This window comes from Burkholderia sp. 9120 (assembly GCF_000745015.1).
GTDB lineage: Bacteria > Pseudomonadota > Gammaproteobacteria > Burkholderiales > Burkholderiaceae > Paraburkholderia.
This window is the reverse complement of the sequence record NZ_JQNA01000002.1, coordinates 5,118,943-5,137,006: the sequence shown is the minus strand read 5'-3', so window position 1 is coordinate 5,137,006 and position 18,064 is coordinate 5,118,943. Positions and strand designations below refer to the sequence as shown.

The 18,064-nt window shown below is 63.8% G+C and carries 17 protein-coding genes; 7 read left to right on the top strand and 10 right to left on the bottom strand.

Annotated features, from left to right (window positions below; translation table 11 throughout):
• Nucleotides 1-20 precede the first annotated feature (20 nt).
• From FA94_RS31020 to FA94_RS30995, 6 genes are read left to right on the top strand one after another with little or no spacing between them, the layout of a single operon-like run.
• Nucleotides 21-995, top strand: coding sequence for a type II secretion system F family protein (locus tag FA94_RS31020; protein WP_035558683.1), 975 nt, complete (start codon nt 21-23; stop codon nt 993-995).
• Nucleotides 996-1,040: 45 nt separating this feature from the next.
• Nucleotides 1,041-1,904, top strand: a complete 864-nt coding sequence (locus FA94_RS31015; RefSeq protein WP_035558680.1) for a sterol desaturase family protein — start codon at nt 1,041-1,043, stop codon at nt 1,902-1,904.
• Entirely contained in the window at nt 1,901-2,449 is a 549-nt protein-coding gene (locus FA94_RS31010) for a TadE/TadG family type IV pilus assembly protein (RefSeq protein ID WP_035558675.1), read from the top strand. Before FA94_RS31015 ends, FA94_RS31010 begins: the two co-directional genes overlap by 4 nt.
• A 1-nt stretch (nt 2,450) precedes the next feature.
• Nucleotides 2,451-3,101, top strand: coding sequence for a TadE/TadG family type IV pilus assembly protein (locus tag FA94_RS31005; RefSeq protein ID WP_035558672.1), 651 nt, complete (start codon nt 2,451-2,453; stop codon nt 3,099-3,101).
• Between the two features lie 54 nt (nt 3,102-3,155).
• Entirely contained in the window at nt 3,156-4,496 is a 1,341-nt protein-coding gene (locus FA94_RS31000; protein WP_035558668.1) for a TadE/TadG family type IV pilus assembly protein, read from the top strand.
• Between the two features lie 7 nt (nt 4,497-4,503).
• Complete coding sequence (locus FA94_RS30995; RefSeq protein WP_081936259.1) at nt 4,504-5,250, top strand: methyltransferase family protein; 747 nt, start codon at nt 4,504-4,506, stop codon at nt 5,248-5,250.
• A gap of 33 nt (nt 5,251-5,283) precedes the next feature.
• Here the strand turns inward: FA94_RS30995 and FA94_RS30990 are convergent, their stop codons facing one another.
• The 10 genes from FA94_RS30990 to FA94_RS30945 all read right to left on the bottom strand — a co-directional run bounded on the left by FA94_RS30990 (nt 5,284) and on the right by FA94_RS30945 (nt 15,582).
• Nucleotides 5,284-6,438 carry an MFS transporter gene (locus tag FA94_RS30990; RefSeq protein ID WP_035558661.1) on the bottom strand — a complete coding sequence of 385 codons (1,155 nt, stop codon included), beginning with the start codon at nt 6,436-6,438 and terminating at the stop codon, nt 5,284-5,286.
• On the bottom strand, nt 6,435-7,229 hold the full coding sequence (locus FA94_RS30985; RefSeq protein WP_035558659.1) for a DeoR/GlpR family DNA-binding transcription regulator: 795 nt from the start codon (nt 7,227-7,229) through the stop codon (nt 6,435-6,437). The genes FA94_RS30990 and FA94_RS30985 overlap by 4 nt, the downstream gene beginning before the upstream one ends.
• 127 nt (nt 7,230-7,356) lie before the next feature.
• On the bottom strand, nt 7,357-8,412 hold the full coding sequence (locus tag FA94_RS30980; protein WP_035558656.1) for a HoxN/HupN/NixA family nickel/cobalt transporter: 1,056 nt from the start codon (nt 8,410-8,412) through the stop codon (nt 7,357-7,359).
• Between the two features lie 104 nt (nt 8,413-8,516).
• Nucleotides 8,517-9,317: an HvfC/BufC N-terminal domain-containing protein gene (locus FA94_RS30975; protein ID WP_035558654.1), complete on the bottom strand. Its 801-nt coding sequence runs from the start codon at nt 9,315-9,317 to the stop codon at nt 8,517-8,519.
• Nucleotides 9,301-10,212 (bottom strand): MNIO family bufferin maturase, encoded by a 912-nt coding sequence (gene bufB, locus FA94_RS30970; RefSeq protein ID WP_051980953.1) that lies wholly within the window; start codon nt 10,210-10,212, stop codon nt 9,301-9,303. The genes FA94_RS30975 and bufB overlap by 17 nt, the downstream gene beginning before the upstream one ends.
• Before the next feature lie 18 nt (nt 10,213-10,230).
• The gene (locus FA94_RS30965; RefSeq protein WP_035558651.1) at nt 10,231-10,491 is read right to left on the bottom strand and encodes a BufA1 family periplasmic bufferin-type metallophore; all 261 of its coding nucleotides are present in this window, start codon (nt 10,489-10,491) and stop codon (nt 10,231-10,233) included.
• A gap of 111 nt (nt 10,492-10,602) precedes the next feature.
• Nucleotides 10,603-11,052: a copper chaperone PCu(A)C gene (locus FA94_RS30960; protein WP_035558649.1), complete on the bottom strand. Its 450-nt coding sequence runs from the start codon at nt 11,050-11,052 to the stop codon at nt 10,603-10,605.
• 52 nt (nt 11,053-11,104) lie between these two features.
• Nucleotides 11,105-12,631 (bottom strand): PepSY-associated TM helix domain-containing protein, encoded by a 1,527-nt coding sequence (locus FA94_RS30955; RefSeq protein WP_035558645.1) that lies wholly within the window; start codon nt 12,629-12,631, stop codon nt 11,105-11,107.
• 70 nt (nt 12,632-12,701) lie between these two features.
• A complete protein-coding gene (locus FA94_RS30950; protein WP_035558643.1) occupies nt 12,702-15,098 on the bottom strand; it encodes a TonB-dependent receptor in 2,397 nt (798 codons plus the stop codon).
• A gap of 82 nt (nt 15,099-15,180) precedes the next feature.
• Entirely contained in the window at nt 15,181-15,582 is a 402-nt protein-coding gene (locus FA94_RS30945; protein WP_035558640.1) for a DUF2946 domain-containing protein, read from the bottom strand.
• Between the two features lie 241 nt (nt 15,583-15,823).
• Here FA94_RS30945 and FA94_RS30940 point away from each other — a divergent pair, with 241 nt between their 5' ends.
• Nucleotides 15,824-17,989 (top strand): tetratricopeptide repeat protein, encoded by a 2,166-nt coding sequence (locus tag FA94_RS30940; RefSeq protein WP_035558637.1) that lies wholly within the window; start codon nt 15,824-15,826, stop codon nt 17,987-17,989.
• Nucleotides 17,990-18,064: the final 75 nt, after the last annotated feature.

The following is an 18,064-nucleotide window of genomic DNA, read 5'->3' as shown; positions in this document are numbered from 1 at the left end:
GCGGGCTGGGCCCGCAGACCATGAAAACAGAACAGATCGTTTTGCTCGGGGTGATGTTCCTGATCGTGTTCGGCGCGGCGCTGAAGGCAATGGCGCTGCTGCGGCCCGATCCAGTGCAACGGCGCATCGAGGGACTCGGGCAGACGGGCTCGACGGGCGGCATCGCGCTCGACGGCGAGGCCGGTTCCGGTGCACAAAAGAACTGGGTCGAAACCGTCACGAAAGTCTCGGAACGGGTCGCCCGGCTGTCGCTGCCGAAAGACGATTGGGACAAGTCGGCATTGCGTCTGCGCTTCGCGAATGCGGGCATCCGCAACCCCTCCGCGCCGGCGATCTACTTCGCGGCCAAGACGGTGCTGGCGCTGGCGCTGCCGGCGATCGCGCTGATCTCTCTCGGTAATGTCTTCGACGCCGACCAGCGCATGCTGTTGCTGCTGACGGTGCTGGTGGCGTCGGCGCTCGGCTTCTATCTGCCGAACCTGATATTGACCCGGATGATCGAGCGCCGTCAGCGCACGCTGTTCGAAGACTTGCCCGATGCGCTCGACCTGATGACCGTCTGTGTGGAAGCGGGCCTCGGCCTCGACGCGGCGATGATGCGGGTCACCCAGGAAATCGGCGTGAAAAGCCTCGCGCTGAAGGACGAGTTCGAGATGGTGCTGCTCGAATTGCGGGCCGGTTCGGGCCGCGACAAGGCGCTGCGCAACCTGTCGTTGCGCACGGGCGTCGAGGATATCGACACGCTCGCCGCGATGCTGATCCAGGCGGAGCGCTTCGGCACCAGCGTGGGCGATTCGCTCCGTGTTTATACCGACAACCTGCGCACCAAACGGCGCTTGCGCGCCGAAGAGCAGGCTGCCAAGATCGCACTAAAGCTGCTGTTTCCTCTGATGTTTTTTATTTTTCCGACGCTGATGGCCGTGCTGGTCGGTCCGTCGGCGATCCGGCTGGTCCGCCAGCTGTTCCCGATCATGAACGGCATGGCGGGCGGCTGAGCGCCGGGTGCGCCGTTGATGCACCAGTACTTACCGGGGAATTCCATGTTTGCGTCGAGCGCGTTTGCTGATCTGCTGCACCACGCCGGCCTGTGGCTGCGCGGTTACCTGCTCGTGCTGGCGATCATGGCCGTGGGCGCGGTGCTGGAGCGGCGCTGGCCGGCCGACCTGCTGCAATCGCGCGCGGGGCAGCGTTTCAACATGGTGTACGCGGGACTGTACCTGGTGCTGGCCGAGGCGGTGAAGCCGCTCACGGCGGCCGCCAGCGTCGCGATCGTCAACGCGCTCGGCGGCGGCATGGTCGTGCTGGTGTCGCACGGGTGGGGCGCGCTGGCGTCGTTCGTGATCGTGCTGCTGACTATCGACTTCCTCGAATATGCGTTTCATCGCCTGCAGCATGCGTGGCCGCTGCTGTGGAAGCTGCATTCGCTGCACCACAGCGCGGTGGAGTTCAACGTAACGGTGACGCTGCGGCACCACTGGTTCGAAATGCTGATCAAAGGTTGCCTGCTCTATCCGCTGGTCGGCGTGATGTTCAAGGTGTCCCCGGCGATTGTCGGCGCAACGGCGCTGGTATTCATGGTCGGCAATTATTTCGCGCATCTGAATCTGCGCGTCGATCTCGGCCGCTACGGCACGTGGATCAACAACCCGCAATATCACCGCCTGCATCACTCGAACCGCGTCGAGCATTTCGACCATAACTTCACGCAGTTGCTGCCGCTGTGGGATCACCTGTTCGGCACGCGCTGGGTGCCGGCGAAGCATGAGTGGCCGGCCACCGGTCTCGACGACGGCGCGCAACCGCGCTCGCTGCTGGGTGCGTTGAGCTGGCCGCTGCGGCTGCCGGCCGGGCGCGGCGCGCGAATCGCCGGCAAGCCGATGGCGATCGATCAGGAGCCGAAATGAAAGCCGTTCGCCGCAAGGCCGCTCATGAAGCCGGCAGGGCCGCCGGCACACCCGTTACCGGCCGCACGGGAAATCGACGCAAGCAGGGCGGCATCGCCACGCTCGAATTCGCGCTGGTCGCGCCGGTGCTGTTCCTGCTGCTGTGCATCGCCATGGATCTGGGCGTGGCGCTGTGGGTCAACCTGACCATGCAATACGCGGTGCGGGAAGGCGCGCGCTACGCCGTGACGGGGCAAAGCAACCTCGATCCGAACACGACCAGCCAGCAGCGCTACGAGGCGGTCCTGCAGGAGATCAAGACCAGTTCGATGGGCTTGTACAACTACGTGTCGCCGAGCTACGTGATCACCATCAACGGCGGCACGAGCCAAACCTACGGCACTCAGGCGAGTTACAGCACCGGCATGTTTGGCAATCCCGGCGACATCGTGGTGCTGCAGATCAACTGCATCTGGCCGATGTTGACGCCGCTGGTCAAGCCGTTTTTCGCTAACGGCAAGTTCAGCTTCAGCGTCGCGGCGACGATGCGCAACGAGGGCTTCTGATATGCCCAGCACCACACGTACCCGTGCACGAACGCAACGCCGGGGCCGCCACGCGACGCGCGGCATCGTCAGCGTGGAAATGGCGTTGCTGTTGCCGATCCTCGTGGCGCTCGCGCTGCCGGTCTACGACATTGCGCGCAACATCCAGGCGCAGATGATTCTGATCAACGTGAGCCGCGAAGGCGCGAATCTGTCGTCGCGTGCGTCGCTCACGTATCCGATGCAGTCCATCATGACGTCTCTCACCGCGACCACGCCGCCGCTCAACATGACCGCGCACGGCATGATCTACATCACCGAGATCATGGGCAATAACAACTGCGACAGCAGCGGCAACAACTGCACCGGGATCGTGGTCGCGCAGTATCGGTGGAACGGCGGCAACTACTATCCGGCGAGCCATACCTGGAGTTGCGGCAGCGCGGGCACCAGTTGGGCGACGGACGGCACCGGCAGTTGCAGCAACATTCCGGCGACCGGTTCCAGCTCACCGGTGGTGAATCTGCTGCAAGGCCAGCTTTCTACCGGTCAGATCGCTTACGTGGTCGAGGCGTTCTATCAGCAAACGCCGCTGCTCGGTTCGCTCAACCTGGGAGGCGGGATCAGGACACCCGCGCTGTCACCGAATCTGTATGCGATGACGGTGTTCTGATTCAGACAAAACACATAAAACACAGTCGAATAAAAAACGCGGGTCGGGGGTGTCATGAAGAAAATAGCGGGATACACAGCACGGCAGAGAGGATCGATCAGCATCATCGTGGCGGTGTCGCTGATCGCGCTGATCGGCATCGTCGGGCTCGCGGTGGATTCCGGACTCGGCTACATGATCAAGGCACGCCTCGACGCGGCGACCGACGGCGCCGTGATCGCCGCCGGCGAAGCCGTCACGCGCGGCAACAACCAGACCCAGCAGACCGCCAACGCGCAGCAGGCGGCCTCGGCCTTTTTCGCGGCGAACTATCCGGTGGGCTTTCTCGGCTCGACGGTGACGGCGGGTACGCCGTCGATCGTGTTCAACGCGGGCACCGTGACGATCGGCATGACCGCGCAGGCGAGCGTGCCGGTCACCTTCATGCAGACCCTCGGCTTCAGAATCCTGAACGTGAGTTCCTCGTCGCAGGCAATCCGCAAGACGCTGGACATGGCGTTCGTGATCGATACGACCGGTTCGCTGAACGTGTCCGGCGTGCCGGCCGCGGTGCGCGCGAACGCGATTGCGTTCCTGAATAATTTCGACGTCACGAACGACCGCGTGGCGCTGATGCACTTCGCCTATGGCACGGTGGTGGACGTGCCGTTCAACGGCAACACGCGCGGCTTCAACCGCACGTTGATGACGACCGACATCAACGCCTACACCTTCGGCGGCAGCACCAATTCAGCCGAAGCGGTCTGGAACGCGCGCAACCAGTTGAATACGGTGATCACGCAACCTTCCAGCTTGCGGGTGATCGTGTTTTTCTCGGACGGCGCGCCGAACAGTTTCGCGTCGTATTTCACGACCAATCAGAGCAGTTGCAACAACACCCCGGCCACGCTCGCGAGTCCCGACACGGCAGGCACGATGACCGGGCTCTACAACATGAACGCACTGAGCCAGAGCCTGAGCTCGCCGTGTTATCAGAGCAACGCCACCCGGCTCGTGACCGCCATGCCGAAGTGGTACAACGCGCACAACGTCAACGAACAGCTCTTCCCGATCTGGCCCGTCACCACGCCGCGCGCGGTGCCGAATGGCAATATCACGTATGTGAACGTCAACCGGGCGTCGCGTAATCTGCTCGAAGCGATGGCGGCGCAGGCGCGTATCGAGGGCACGTATGTGTTCACGCTGGGTTATGGGCCGGAACTGGTTCAGCCGGAAGGCCCGGACAACGAACTGGGCTCGGACGTGCTCAAGTGCATGGCCAACACGCCGGATTCGCTGGCCCGCTGCTATAACCCGGCCCAGCCGGTCGGCGTGTATTGTTACGCCGCGACCCCGAACGATCTGAAGCCGTGCTTTACGCAACTGGCTTCGCAAATCCTTCGTATTTCCAAGTGAGCGCGCTATGACATCGCCGACACCGTTGCGAGATCTGCCTTCCGAGGCTCGTTCCAGGCATGAGTTAAGAGTGGAAGAGAAGGCGCCTGCGGCGAATGCCCCGGCCGCTTCCGCCTCTGCTGAAGATCAAAGCTCGCCCAGCCCGCGGCGCGCCCTGGTCGAAATCGCCGCACGGGTCGGCGCCGCGTCGATGCTGAGCCTGTTTGCCTTTGGGGCGATCCGGCAATGGCTCGCGGCGCCGCAGCGGATCACGTTGCTGCTGCTGGTCGTGTCGGCTTTCGTGACGATCGGCCTGTCGCTGTTCTCGCGGATTCCGGCGAAGCGCGACTGGCGGCCGCTCGCGTTTATCTGCTCGATGGGCGGCACCTACTACTTTCTGGCTGTGCGTCTGAGCCCCGGTTCGCATCTCGTGCCGGAAGACGTCGGCGCGGTGCTGCAATTGCTCGGAATCTTCTGGCAACTGTTTGCCAAAGCGTCGCTGCGCCGCTCGTTCGGCATCTTGCCGGCCAATCGCGGCGTCGTCTCGCGCGGCGCGTATCGCTTCGTGCGCCATCCGATGTATCTCGGCTACTTCATCACCGACATGGGTTTTCTGCTGGTGAACTTCGGCCTGCAGAACCTGCTGGTCTATAGTTGCCAGTTCGCGTTGCAGGTGGTGCGCATTGTTCGCGAAGAACAACTGCTGTCCGCCGACGACGGTTATCGCAGCTATAAAACCCGGGTGCGTTTCCGCGTGATCCCGGGCGTTTTCTAGGCGGCAAATTCGAGGCGACTTCCAGACGGCGCCTTAAGCAAGCCGTGTACTGCGCACGGCCTTGCCGCCCAGCAGGCAGACGGTCAACGCGGCCATCACCAGCACGCACAGCGCGACGCGCAAACCGAGCAGGCCCGCGCCCAGGCCGATCAGCGGCGGCCCGACCAGGAAGCCCGCGTAGCCCGCCGTGGCCGCCATCGACACGCCGATCGCCGGCGTGACCGTCGAGCGGCCCGCCGCGCTGAAAATCACCGGCACGATGTTCGCGAGACCGATCCCGACCATCGCGAAACCGACGCAAGCCGTGAGCACGGTCGGCCAGCTCAGCACCAGCGCGAGTCCGGCCACGGCGATCAAACCGCCCAACGCGACCACCTTGCTCGAACCGAAACGACGCACCGAGACGTCGCCGACAATCCGGCAGGCCGCCATCGAAAACGCGAACGCGGAATAGCCGATTGCGGCGACGCTGGCCTGCTGATTCAACGCCGAGCGCAAATACACCGCGCTCCAGTCGGCCACCGCGCCTTCCACCAGCATGCAGAGAAACGCGAGCAACGCCAGCTTCATCACGGCGGCGTTCGGCCACATGAAGCCACTGGCCGGCGCGGCTGCTCTAGGTCCGACATCGCGCAACGCAACGAACGCGGCACAGGCGAATAGCGCGGCGATCACGACGCCCGGAATCAGCAGTCCGCCGCTCACGCCCACGTCGTTCTTCTGCAGCATGGCGCCGGTCGCCGCGCCGAGCAGGCCGCCCGCGCTCCAGGCCGCGTGAAACGACGACATGATCGGCGCGTGCCATTGGCTTTCGATGGTGCTGGCGTGCCCGTTCATCGACACGTCGAGCGCGCCGTTTGCCGCGCCGAGCGCCAGCAGCACGATGCAAAGCACGGCCATGTTGGGCGCGAAGGCGGGCAGCGGCAGCGCCACGACGAAGGCCGCGCCGAGCAGCGCGGTCGCGCGGCCGCTGCCGAAGCGCGGCGCCAGTTGCCCCGCGAGCGGCATGGCGATGATCGCGCCCAGCGCGAACGCGAACAGCGAGATGCCGAGCGCGGTGTCGCTGAGCGCCAGGCTTTCCTTGATGCGCGGGACTTCGACGGCCCACGCGCCGATCCCGAAACCGTTGGCGAGAAACACCCCGAGGGTGGCCGCGCGTTCCTTGATGAGGGGCTGGGAGGCGCTCATGAGCGGGCCACCTCGACGTTGTCGCAGACCGCCTGGAGCTTCGCGAGGCGCGCGGCCGGCACGTCGTCCTCGACGAACAGATGATCCACAGCGGTTGCGGGCGCAACGGAAAACGGCGCGGCGGTCATCAGCTTTTCCGACGTCAGCGCGATCGCGATCTGACCGCTCGCTTTGACCATGGCGCGTTTGAGTTCGGCGTCTTCGGCGTCGAATGCGGCGACGCCTTCGTCGGGATCGAGCGCGCACGCGCCGACAAAGCACAGGTCGGCGCGGATCTGCTGGACCTGCAACAGCGCGGTCGCGCCGACCGAGCCGGCCGCGCCTGTCGCGATACGGCCGCCGATCAGGATCGCGGTGATGCCCGGCCGGTTCAGGAGGCGCGCGCAAGCCTCGGGCGAGTTGGTAATGACGGTGAGGTCGGCATGATCGGGCAGCGCCGCCGCAATCGCGACGTTGGTCGAGCCGGCGTCCAGCAGAACGATCTGCTTCGGCCGCACGATCGAGACCGCCGCTGCGGCGAGGCGAGCCTTGCGGTCCACGGCTTCGCCCATGCGTACGGCGGCGGGCTTGTCGGCGGGCGAGGCGAGCAGGGCGCCGCCGTAGACGCGCTTGCACAGGCCCTGATCGGCCAGATCGCGCAAATGACGGCGCACCGTGTGCTCCGAGGTCTGGAGTTCGGCCGCGAGCGCCGACGCCAGCACGCGCCCTTCGGCGCGCAGCCGCGTGAGGATGAGCTGTTCGCGCTGTTCGGGCAGCAGTCCATCGAGGGCTTCCTGGCGGGTTCGCTGCATGGTGTCGGTCTCAGGTTGTCGGGTGAATCGAGCATAACCGAGCAAAATGTAGCGTAAACGCTCTTAAAACACAAACGCCCCATGACGGGGCGTTTGGTTTGTCGTGAGGTGAACGGCGCGTTATCCGTTACCGGCTGATCTCCATGTCGTCGAATTTCTTCGCGCGGTAGATCAGCACGGACACCAGCCAGCTCAACACGAAAATGCCGATGATCACGTAACCAAGCGTGCCGAAGTGATCGTTCAGCATGCCGATCGCATCCCACAGCGGACCTTGCAGTTTCAACTGGTCCGAGATCAAACCGAGTGCCTCGATACTGCCGATCACAATCGCCACGACCACCGACACCAGCGTGATGGTCATGTTGTAGTAGATCTTGCGGATCGGTTTCAGATACGCCCAGCCATAGGCGCCGAGCATCAGGTGGCCGTCGAGCGTATCGATCAGCGACATGCCGGCGCTGAACAGCACCGGAAACACCATGATTGCCCACGGCGACAATCCCTGCGACGCCTGCGCGGCGGCAATGCCGAGCAGCGCGATTTCGGTGGCGGTGTCGAAGCCCAGGCCGAACAGAAAGCCGAGCGGGTACATATGCCAGCTACGGCTGATCATGCGGAACAGCGGCTTGAACAGGCGCGAGAAGAAGCCGCGGTTGGCGAGCAGCAGGTCGAAGTCGTCGTCGACGTAGCGGCCGCCTTGCTTCACGTTGCGCCACGCCCGATAGATCGACTTCAGGATGATCAGATTCATCAGCGCGATGGCGAACAGGAACAGCGAGGAGACGAGCGTGCCGACCACGCCGCCGATCTCCTTGTAGTGGTCGAAGCGGCCTTGCATCGCGGAGGTGGTCGCCGCCACGGCGAGCGAGGCCAGCACCACGACCGTCGAATGACCGAGCGAGAAGAAGAAGCCGACCGTGACCGGACGCTTCTTTTCCTGCATCAGTTTGCGTGTGACGTTGTCGATGGCGGCGATGTGGTCCGCGTCGACCGCGTGACGCAAGCCGAAGCCATACGCGAGCAATGCGGTGCCGAGCAATACAGGGTGATGGCGGAACGCGACGAGCGCCCAGAGCCATGCGAGCACGTTGGTGGCGATCAGCACGCCGTAGATACCGAACAGGCGGGTGCGAACGTGACTGTTCGAGTCGCTGAAGATCTGTTTTATTTGCGAAATCATCGGGTGTTTACCTTGAGATGCCATGCTCTACAGGCTTATACACGGCGCCGTTGGCGTTGTCGAACTGATCAAAAGTATTACGCGTGGTAAGGCTGGCAAGCGCTTTACGGTCCGGGTGTCGGCGTGAATTCGGCCTGCGGCGGCGTGCCGTGCACGAGGCCGGTGATCGCGGACGCGGCGATCCATTCGCGCCATTGCGACGTGAAATTGAATTCGTCGTCGATCTCAAAGGCTGCGTCGAGTGCTTCATTGAGTGTCGCTCCGCGTTGCAGCGCGCCGAACGCTGCGTGTGCGGCTGCGGATTGAACGAGTACTTCAGGGCGCCAATGCGGACGCACAACTAAAGCGTAAGTCGGCGAATCGATCTGCGTCGGCAACGAGCCGTCCGGTTGATGGGCGGTCCAGATATCGGCGATGGCGTAACGCGAAGCAACCAACGCACAAGCGGGGTGGATCGCGAGTTGTGCATCGAGCAGATCGTCAGGACGGATTGCGGCCCATTCCTGCTGCGTGAGCGTCGCCGTGTCAGCCGCGTAGTACGCCACGTGCAGCGACCATTCGAGTCGCGTGAGGTCGGCGAAATAGCGGTACGGTGCGTCAGTTTCGTAACGGCCGATGAAATCCGGCAGCGCGGCACCGAAGCGATTCAGATCGCCGCTTTGCGACGGATGTTCGTGTGCGTAAGCGTTCGACAGTGCGCCGAAGTAGCGCTCGCCGACCAGCGCCCGCAACACGGGATAGGCGCTTGCGAGCGCATCGCGGCGATGAGCGCGAACGTTGTTTCGATAGAGATCGATGCGCTTTTGAAGCGCGGCATCGGTGCGCAGTTGCGCAAGCACAGGCCGCTGTTCCGTCTCCAGCGACTCGGCAAACAGGTGCTGCAGTGACTCAAGCGAGGCGCGCATGGTTCTTTGGGTCTCCGCTAAGCGCCAGCCGTGCAGCGTGAACCGCGCTTTGAACCTCACGGGCGCGGTTGGCTTCTTCCAGCAGAATAGCCAGCGCAGGCAGATCGGTGTCCCATTCGATCAACGCCGGTATCGCGCCGAACCGTCGTACCGCGTACTCATACAGCGCCCACACCGGGTCCGCGACGCGAGAACCGTGATCGTCGATCACGGCCACGTCCGTCACGCTGTGACCCGCAAGATGAATTTCGCCGACCACGCCGCGCGGCAGCGCGTTCATCGCCACCATGGCGTCCTCGCCGTGATTGCATTGATTCACGTACAGGTTGTTCACATCGAGCAGTACGCCGCAACCCGACCGCGCCGCGAGTTCAGCGAGAAAGGCTGTCTCGCCGTACTGATCGTCGCGGAATCGGACGTACGTGGAGACGTTTTCCAGCAGAACCGGCCGGCCCAACGCATCCTGCAACTCGCCGACGCGCGCGCACAGCAGCGTGAGCGCCGCGTCGGTTAGCGGCATGGGCAGCAGATCGTTCAGATGAGCGGCCGCCGTCGCGCCCCAGCACAGATGCTCGGAAACGAGCGCGGGCTCGATCCGATCGACGAGGCGTTTCAACTTCGCGACGTGCTGCGTGTCGAGCGGTGTCGCCGAGCCGAGACCGAGGCCGACGCCATGCAGACTGACGGGTAGATCGCGACGCACCGTGTGTAGCACATGCAGATCGAAACCGCCGTCGCCGAAATAGTTTTCGCTGTGGACCTCGACCCAATCAACTGGCGGCGTTGCGTCGAGGAAATCGCGGTAGTGCGCGTGACGCAAGCCGATGCCGACGCCGCGCGGCGGCGCGTGCGCCGATGCGTTGGCGTTCGTTGGAGGCAGCGGAGTAGATGACACGGCCGGCCGATCGGGTGACTAGGTCTGTCCGTCGATCTTGCCGCCCATCTTTTTGCAGGTGCCCTTCGGGACGGTTTTGAAGTCGCCCTGATCGTTGTCGATCTTCGCTTCGCCGGCGCAGCTATGTACGCCGGTCTTGCTCGCGCAGTCGTTCTGGCCGGCTTTGGCGATGCCGTAGCACTGCACTTTTTCTTCGGCGTGTGCCGCGGTGATGGGCGCTGCCGCGAGGCCGGCGAGCGCGGCTGCGATCAAGGCCGGTCGACCAAGTTTCGAGTTCATCGTGCTTCTCCTGAGTGAGTGTTTGGGCTGGCCGCGTGACACAGGTTATGTTGCGGCGCCGGGCTTATCCATAGAGAGATTTTAAGCGCGCGGCGCGGCCTGTCCAGCGTGTCACTGACCCATCGTACCCGCACTCTTCACGGCGCAGGAAGCGGTGACTTTCTGGCCGTTGCTGAACGAGAAGGTCAGCGGAATCGACGAGCCGACCTTGAGCGCCTGCTTGGGCTCTTCCAGCATCGCATGATAATTGCCCGGCGCAAACTCGAGCGTGCCGTGCGCGGGCACCGCGACCTGTTCGATCATCGCCATCGACGACGTGCTGCCCTGGCTTTGCGTCTGATGCAGCATCGCCATGCCGAACGCGTTCGAGCTGATGCCGACGAGATTCACCGGCTGGTCGCCGGCGTTATGAGCCTTGAAATAGCCGCCCTTGGGCAGATCGCCCGGCAACGCGCGGATCCAGCAATCGGACACGCTCGCGGGCGCGGGAGCGGCCGCGAATGCTTGCAACGAGGCACCGCACAGCAAGGCGGCGAGGAGAAGTTGACGCGATGTATTCATGATGTGCTCCATGGTTCGACGGAATCGACAGAGTCGACGGAAGGAAAGGGTGTTAGGCCGGTTGCCGCGCGCTGCGGCCGAAAATCGTGCGGTCGGCGAGCCACACGGCCAGCAGCGTGGTGCCCATCAGCGGGAAGATCACGCCGAGCAGCACGAGGCCGGTTTTCCAGCCGCGCATCGGCGGGGCGGCGCGTTCACGCGACGGCGCGCCGAGCGAACGTTGCGGACGGCGCTTCCACCACATCACGCAACCGCTCACCGCCATCGCCGCGAGGCCGAGCGAAATCGCCGCGCAGAGAAGCTGATTGGCGAGGCCGAAGTAGCGGCCCATATGCAACGACGTGCCGTACGACACCGCTTTCGACACGGCGCCGTAGTCGCCATAGCGAATGTCTTTCAGCACCGCACCGCTGTATTGATCGATGTACAGCGTGCGTTCGTCTTTCGGATCGCCGGGAAAGTACGAGACGGTGTAGACACCGGTCGGCGAAGTGGGGAGCACGATGCTGTAGCCGTCGGTCACGCCGAGCGAGGCGAGTTGCGCGACGATGTGGCCGAGCGGCAGCGGCAGCGGCTTCGGTTGAGCTTGCGTTTGCGCTGCATGGGGTTCGGCAGACGTAGGCACCGGCGAATTGCCGACGGCCCACGGCGTGAGCGGCAAGGGCAAATCGTCCGTTACCATGCCGGGCATCGAATCCATGTCGGCGGCATTCGCGCCGTGGCCGGCGTGTTCATCGTGTGCCGGGCGGGTTTTATTGGCCGTAGCAGACGTTGCGGCCGCATCGATAGGCGTGCCGGCCGGCAGCACGGAACGCATTGGAAAGCCGCCCCACGAACCCGGCGGCGCGCCGAGATTCGCGGCGGTCGCGAGCGCCTTGAACTGCTTGCCCCATGATCCTGTCCACGGCAGGCCGCTCAGCACGAAAGCGAGGGCGCCGAGCGCAAGCCAGATACCCATCACGGCGTGCAGGTTCTTCCACAACGGGCGCCCTTTGAGCGCGAAGCGCGGCACCAGCGCAGCCCGTGCAGTGGTTTTCTCACGCGGCCACCAGAGTGCGACGCCGGTGCCGATCATCACGAGCGTCCAGCACGCGGCGAGTTCCATCAGCAACTCGCCGGGCTTGCCGAGCAACAGCTTGCGATGCAGCATGCGGTCCACCTGCATGAAGCGATTCCCGACGCTCAGCGTGCCCAACACCTCACCGTTGTACGGGTTCAGGTAGACGCTCTGTTTTTCCCCGTTGGCAAGACGGAACACGAATTCCGTGCTGCGATCCGGCGCACTCGCAATCGCGGTGGTGACGGCGACGGCGTCTTTCGGCATGGCTGCGCGAGCTTTGCCTAACAGCCTGTCTTCGGTCAGCCTCGGCACTGCTTGCGGTTCGACGACCAGCCGATGCGGATACAGCAGCGGCTCGATTTGCGGCTGAAAGCAATACAGCGTGCCCGTGATCGCCAGGACGACCAGAAACGGCATCACGAAGAGGCCCGCATAGAAGTGCCAGCGCCAAAGCGTGCGGTAGCCGGGGTTGGCCGTGCCGGTTGCCGAGACGATGCGTTGGGCGGTGGTGGTGGACATGAAATCCTCCTGAGATAGGTTTTAGGCCGAGCGGCTTTCGCCGCGCGACGAACGCGTTCATAGCGCGCGCTTACATGCGCAGCTTCGCTTCCACATAAAACGTGCGGCCCGGATACGGGTGGTAGACGAAGTAGCGCGCGTCGAACAGGTTGTCGACGCCGATACCGATCTCGCTCAGCTTCGTCGGCCGGAAGGTGAATTTCGTATCGACCACGGTGTACGAACTCGTGCCGCCGAACACGTCCGGATTGGTGTCCGTATTAGTGAGCGTGTTGTACTGGCGGCCCGAGTAGCGCGCGGCGAGCGTGAGCGCCGCGCGTTCGTCGAAGCGATAGGTCGCGGCGAGATTCGCGCGCCACAGCGGAATGCGATAGAAGTACTTGCCGACCGTGGCCGGATTCTGCGCATTGGCGATGATCTTCGACTGCGTGTACGCAACGCTGGCAATCAGATCGAGGCCGCGCATTAACACATCCTGTCCCGAGTAACTCGTTTCCACGCCACGCGAGCGCACCTTGCCGATGTTCTGGAAGTTCGTCACGTTCGGAATCACGGTCGTATCGGTCTGGCTGAAGATCGTGTTCTTCACGTCGTCCTGAAACAGCGAGAAGCGGAACACGCCATTCCAGTGCGCCCATTCGGCCGTCAGTTCTTTCGAGAGATCGTCTTCGGGCTTCAGGTTCGGATTGTTATTGACGATCGCCGAGCCGTTGATTTGCCCCTGGAACAGTTCGCTGACGGTCGGAAAGCGATACGCGCGGCCGATCGACGCGCGCAGGATCAGGTCGTCGGTAACGTCAAACGACAGCGAGGCTTTCGGCGAAAAGTGCTGCTGGCTCGCGTCGCTGAACGGCAACGCCTGGCCGGGCAGCGCCTGCGATCCGCCGTACGCTTGCCAGTCTTCATAGCGCACGCCATAAACGAGCTTCCAGCGCGGCAGAAAACGCCATGCGTCCTGTGCGTACAGCGCCTGGGTCTGCGTCTTGCCGCGGAATGCGTTGGCGAAGGTGGTCGCTCCGCCGTCGCGCCAGTTCAGCGTGTTGTAGCTCTCGTTATCGAGGAAGTAGTTGTCGTAGTGATAGCCGAAGCTCAGCGCGTGATTCGCGAGACCGGCCTGCTTCGAGGCGGGCGTGTAGGTGCTGCGCAGATCGAGCGTTTTCCAGCCGGTGCCGTCGCCGAAAATCACCGTGCCGGGACCGTTGCCCGGCGCGCCGGAAGCGGCGGTGCGCGCCACGCTGTTGCTGACGTCGTAGTAAGACGCGACCGCTTCGGCATTCCAGCCGGTGGCATAGCGCGTTCTCAGCGACACGCCGTACAGCCAGTTCTCGCTATAGCCGAGGCTCGGCGCCAGTGCGGCGGCGGGAATGTTGTACTCGTAGCCGCCAATCGCCACCTTGCCGCTATAAACGGGGTTGCCGTTCGCGTCGCGCAGGAAGGTGGAGGTCTGGCTGTTATAGGTCTGATGCCAGTAACCGAGCGTGAAACCGGCCTGCAATGTCGGCGTGAAGTCGTACTGCATCTTCAGCTTGAACTGGTCCTGAATCGTGTGCTCGATGCCTTCGCCGTTCACGCCGAGTACCGCCGTCGGCGCGTTGGTCTGGTTGTTGTACAGATACGCGCTGGTGACCGGAACGTCGCCGGTTTTCGCGGGCGTGCCGGATTTGGCGAGCGTGGCGAATTGCAGCGGCTGGCTGGTGTTGTCCAGATGGTTCACATCCAGCCGGTACGAGAACTTGCCGACCCGGTCGCCAATCGACGCGCTGGCTTCGCTGCCGTTGAAGTTCTGATTCACGCCGAACAGGCTGAAATGCTGCGTGAACGCCTTGACGTCGGCGCTGGCTTCGAACTGCTTCGGCATGCGCGTGCTGATGAGCACCGTCGCGCCGAGCGAATTGCCCGGATAGAGCGCGGAAAACGGCCCGTAAATCACGTCGACCTGCTGGATCTCGTCGGGCGACACCATCGACCAGCGCGGCGGAAACGAATAGTTGTTGCCGAGAAGATTGCTGAGCAGCAGGCCGTCCGCGTAGACGAGACCCCGTGCGCTCTGCGAATTGCTGGTGCCGCGCACCGCGATGATCGAATTCAGGTCGCCGATAAAGCGCTTGCGCACCGCGAGATTCGGCAGGTACTTCAGCACGTCTTCGGTGTTGACCACATTCCAGTTGTCGAACTGATCACGCGTAACAGTCTCGACCGAGGCGGGCAAATTCGGATCGACGGCGCGCGGCGCGGCCGCCGTATTCGCGCTGGCGGTGACGTTGACGGCCGGCAGTGTGGCTTCGGCGATCACGGTATCGGCGCGGGCCGTTGTCGAAACGAAAGCCGGCATCAGCGCCGGCACGAATGCCGGAATGAAAGCCGGCAGGCAGATAGGCAAAGACGGCAGCGGCAGGCGAGCGGAGATCAAGCCGCGTGCGCCGCGGCGGGCGCGAGCGGACAGGCTTCGCGGGGCGAAGTTGAACATGAACGTTTCCTTGATGCATTGAACAGACGACCGCGCGCGCCCTACACGGGCGCGACGAATGCGCGATCAGGACCGGCAGCGATCAGGAAACGGCAGGAGGGGCGCGAGGGCGTCCGGACGGAAACGCGCCGAGCGGCGTGAAGCGGGTGGAGAGCGTGGGCGCAGCGGTGCCGGCGAGCGTGAGCGACGCTTGCGGCTCGACGGCGGCGACCGTCGGCATGGCGACGTGATGTTCGAGCAGATGGCAATAGCCGCAGGCGCCGAACGCGTCGTTATGGCTCAGTTGAACCGGTGCCGGTGTGGCGATGACGGACTGGCTGAGCTCGCCCAGTCCACGCGGCTGAAGCGCCGAACAGAGCGCGGCGATGGGCTCGCCCGCGCGGTTCGACGCCAGCAGTTGACTCACGAGCGGCGCGAACACGACCAGGCACATGGCGACGAGGCCAAGCCAGGCGGTCATGCGGTTATGGGCGCGTAGAGTCATGAGATTGAAAGTAAAAGCGGGGCGATTCTAGCACTGAGGCGCGAACTTTTCTCGCGTGATCCTGGTTATAGCGAGGGATTAGAGGGCCGAACACCGTTCATTTCCCGCCGTTACCCGCGCGCCGATTCGCTTAAGCTGCGTGGTACATGTTGCGCATTCCGTCCGGCGCGGCGCTTTGTCGCGGCACGGAATAAACGATCGACCTGGCCGGCGCAGCGCCGGCCTCCATGCACCACGACTCATGACCACGACGCAGACGACCGACTTCTCGATCACCGACCTCAACCAGCAGGCCGTCGCGCTATGTTCGACCGGACAGTTCGCCGACGCCTTGCAGCGAGTTGCGCCGATACTTGCGCCGCTCCCTGACGGCGCAACGATACCCGACGACGCACGCGCCGACGCGTTGAATATCGCCGGCGCGTGCTCGTTCGCGCTGCGCAAGCTGGACGAAGCGGAAGACTACTGGCGCCAGTGTCTGCAGATCAAACCCGGCTACGTCGAGGTGTACGACAGCCTGGGCATGCTGCACAAATCGCTTGGCCGGCTGTCGGCGGCCAAGGCGATGTACCGGCAACTGATCGTTCTGCGGCCGGACCGGGCCGACGCTCACCACAATCTTGGCATCGTGCTGTACGGACTCGGTTACAAGGAAGAGTCGGAGGCGTCATACCGTCAGGCGATTGAAATCCGTCCGGATTACGCGGAGGCGCACTACAACCGCGCGATGGTGCTGCACGAATTGCGCCGTCTGCCCGAAGCCGAAGCGGCGTATCGCGCGGCGCTACGGGGTCTGCCCGAGCACGCTGAATCGCACAACAACCTCGGCAATGTATTGATGGAACTTGGCCGTCCGCTTGAAGCGGACGCTGCCTATCGACAAGCGCTGACGATCCGGCCGCAGTATCCGGAGGCGCTGAATAATCTCGCCGGCGTGCTGAAGGCGACGAACCGGCTGGAAGAGTCCGAACTGGCCTGCCGGCTCGCGCTCGCCATGCGCCCGGATTACGCGGAAGCGCATCTGAATCTCGGCGCGGTGCTGACCGATTTCACGCGCTTGCCCGAAGCCGAAGCGGCCTATCGCGGCGCGATCGCCTGCCGTCCGGATTACGCCGAGGCGCACTACAACCTCGGTATCGTGCTGGCCAAACTCGAGCGTTTCGGCGACGCCGAGCGCGCGTATCGCGAGGCGCTGCGCTGGCGGCCGGACATCGTGCAGGCACACAACAATCTGGGCTGCGTGCTGCGTTTGCTCGACCGCCTGCCGGAGGCGATCGAGGCCTTTACGCAGGCGTTGGCGTTGTGTCCCGATCTGGCCGAGGCGCATTACAACCTCGCTGCGGTAGCGGCGCAACTCGGCCGGCTGACGGAAGCCGAAAGCGCTTATCGCCGCGCGCTCGTGTTGGTCCCAACTTACGGCGACGCAAAGTTCGGCCTTGCCGTGTTGCTGCTCAGCATGGGGCGTTTCGAAGAGGGTTGGCAGCTTTACGAATTCCGCTATTTTCAGCCGGGGTTCGCCCATTACAAGACGCGCGACATGCTGGGTTGTCCGCAGTGGGGCGGCGAGACGCTGGCGGATAAAACGTTGCTGGTCTGGCAGGAAGACGGCCTCGGCGACATGATTCAGTTCAGCCGCTATTTCGCGTTGCTGAAGGCGCAAGGGGCCAGGCGGATCGAGTTCGCGTGCATGCCGGCGCTGCATCGGTTGATGGCCTCTGTCGACGGCATCGATGCGGTGGTCGACCATGACACGGCGTTGACGCGCACGTCCGGTTACGACCGCTGGACGAGCCTGATGAGCGCGCCGCTGCATCTGCGTACGCTGATCGATACGATTCCGCGTCCTACGCGTTTGAGCGCCGAACTGGCGTTGGTAGAGCGGTGGCAACCGGCGTTGGACGCGCTGCCTGCCGGCCGCAAGATCGGTCTCGTCTGGAAGGGCAACGTGGCGCACCATAACGACGCGCATCGTTCGGTCCCTTCGCTTTCGTTGCTGGCGCCGCTCTGGACCGTGCCCGGCCTGAGCTTCGTGAGTCTGCAAAAAGGGCAGGGCGAAGACGAAGCGCGCAACCCGCCCGCTTCGCAACCGTTGCTTCATCTTGGCTCACAGCTCAACGATTTCGCGGACACCGCGGCGATCATCGAACAACTCGATCTGGTGATTTGCGTGGACACGTCCACCGCGCATCTGGCCGCGTCGCTTGGAAAACCGTGCTGGGTGATGCTGCCGGAAAAAGACATCGACTGGCGCTGGATGCACGAGCGCAGCGACTCGCCGTGGTATCCGCACACCGTGCGGCTCTTCCGCCGCGCACCGAACGAAGATTGGTCGATGCCGATCGATCGGGTGCGTCAGGCGTGTATTGCGCGATTCAGCGCTGACGTGGCCGTTGAAGAACAGCACTGACAGCGTGAATCGGAAAGCGAACCTGTAGCGTTCACGATGTGTTCACAACGCGTTCACAACGAAGCAATCGCGCCG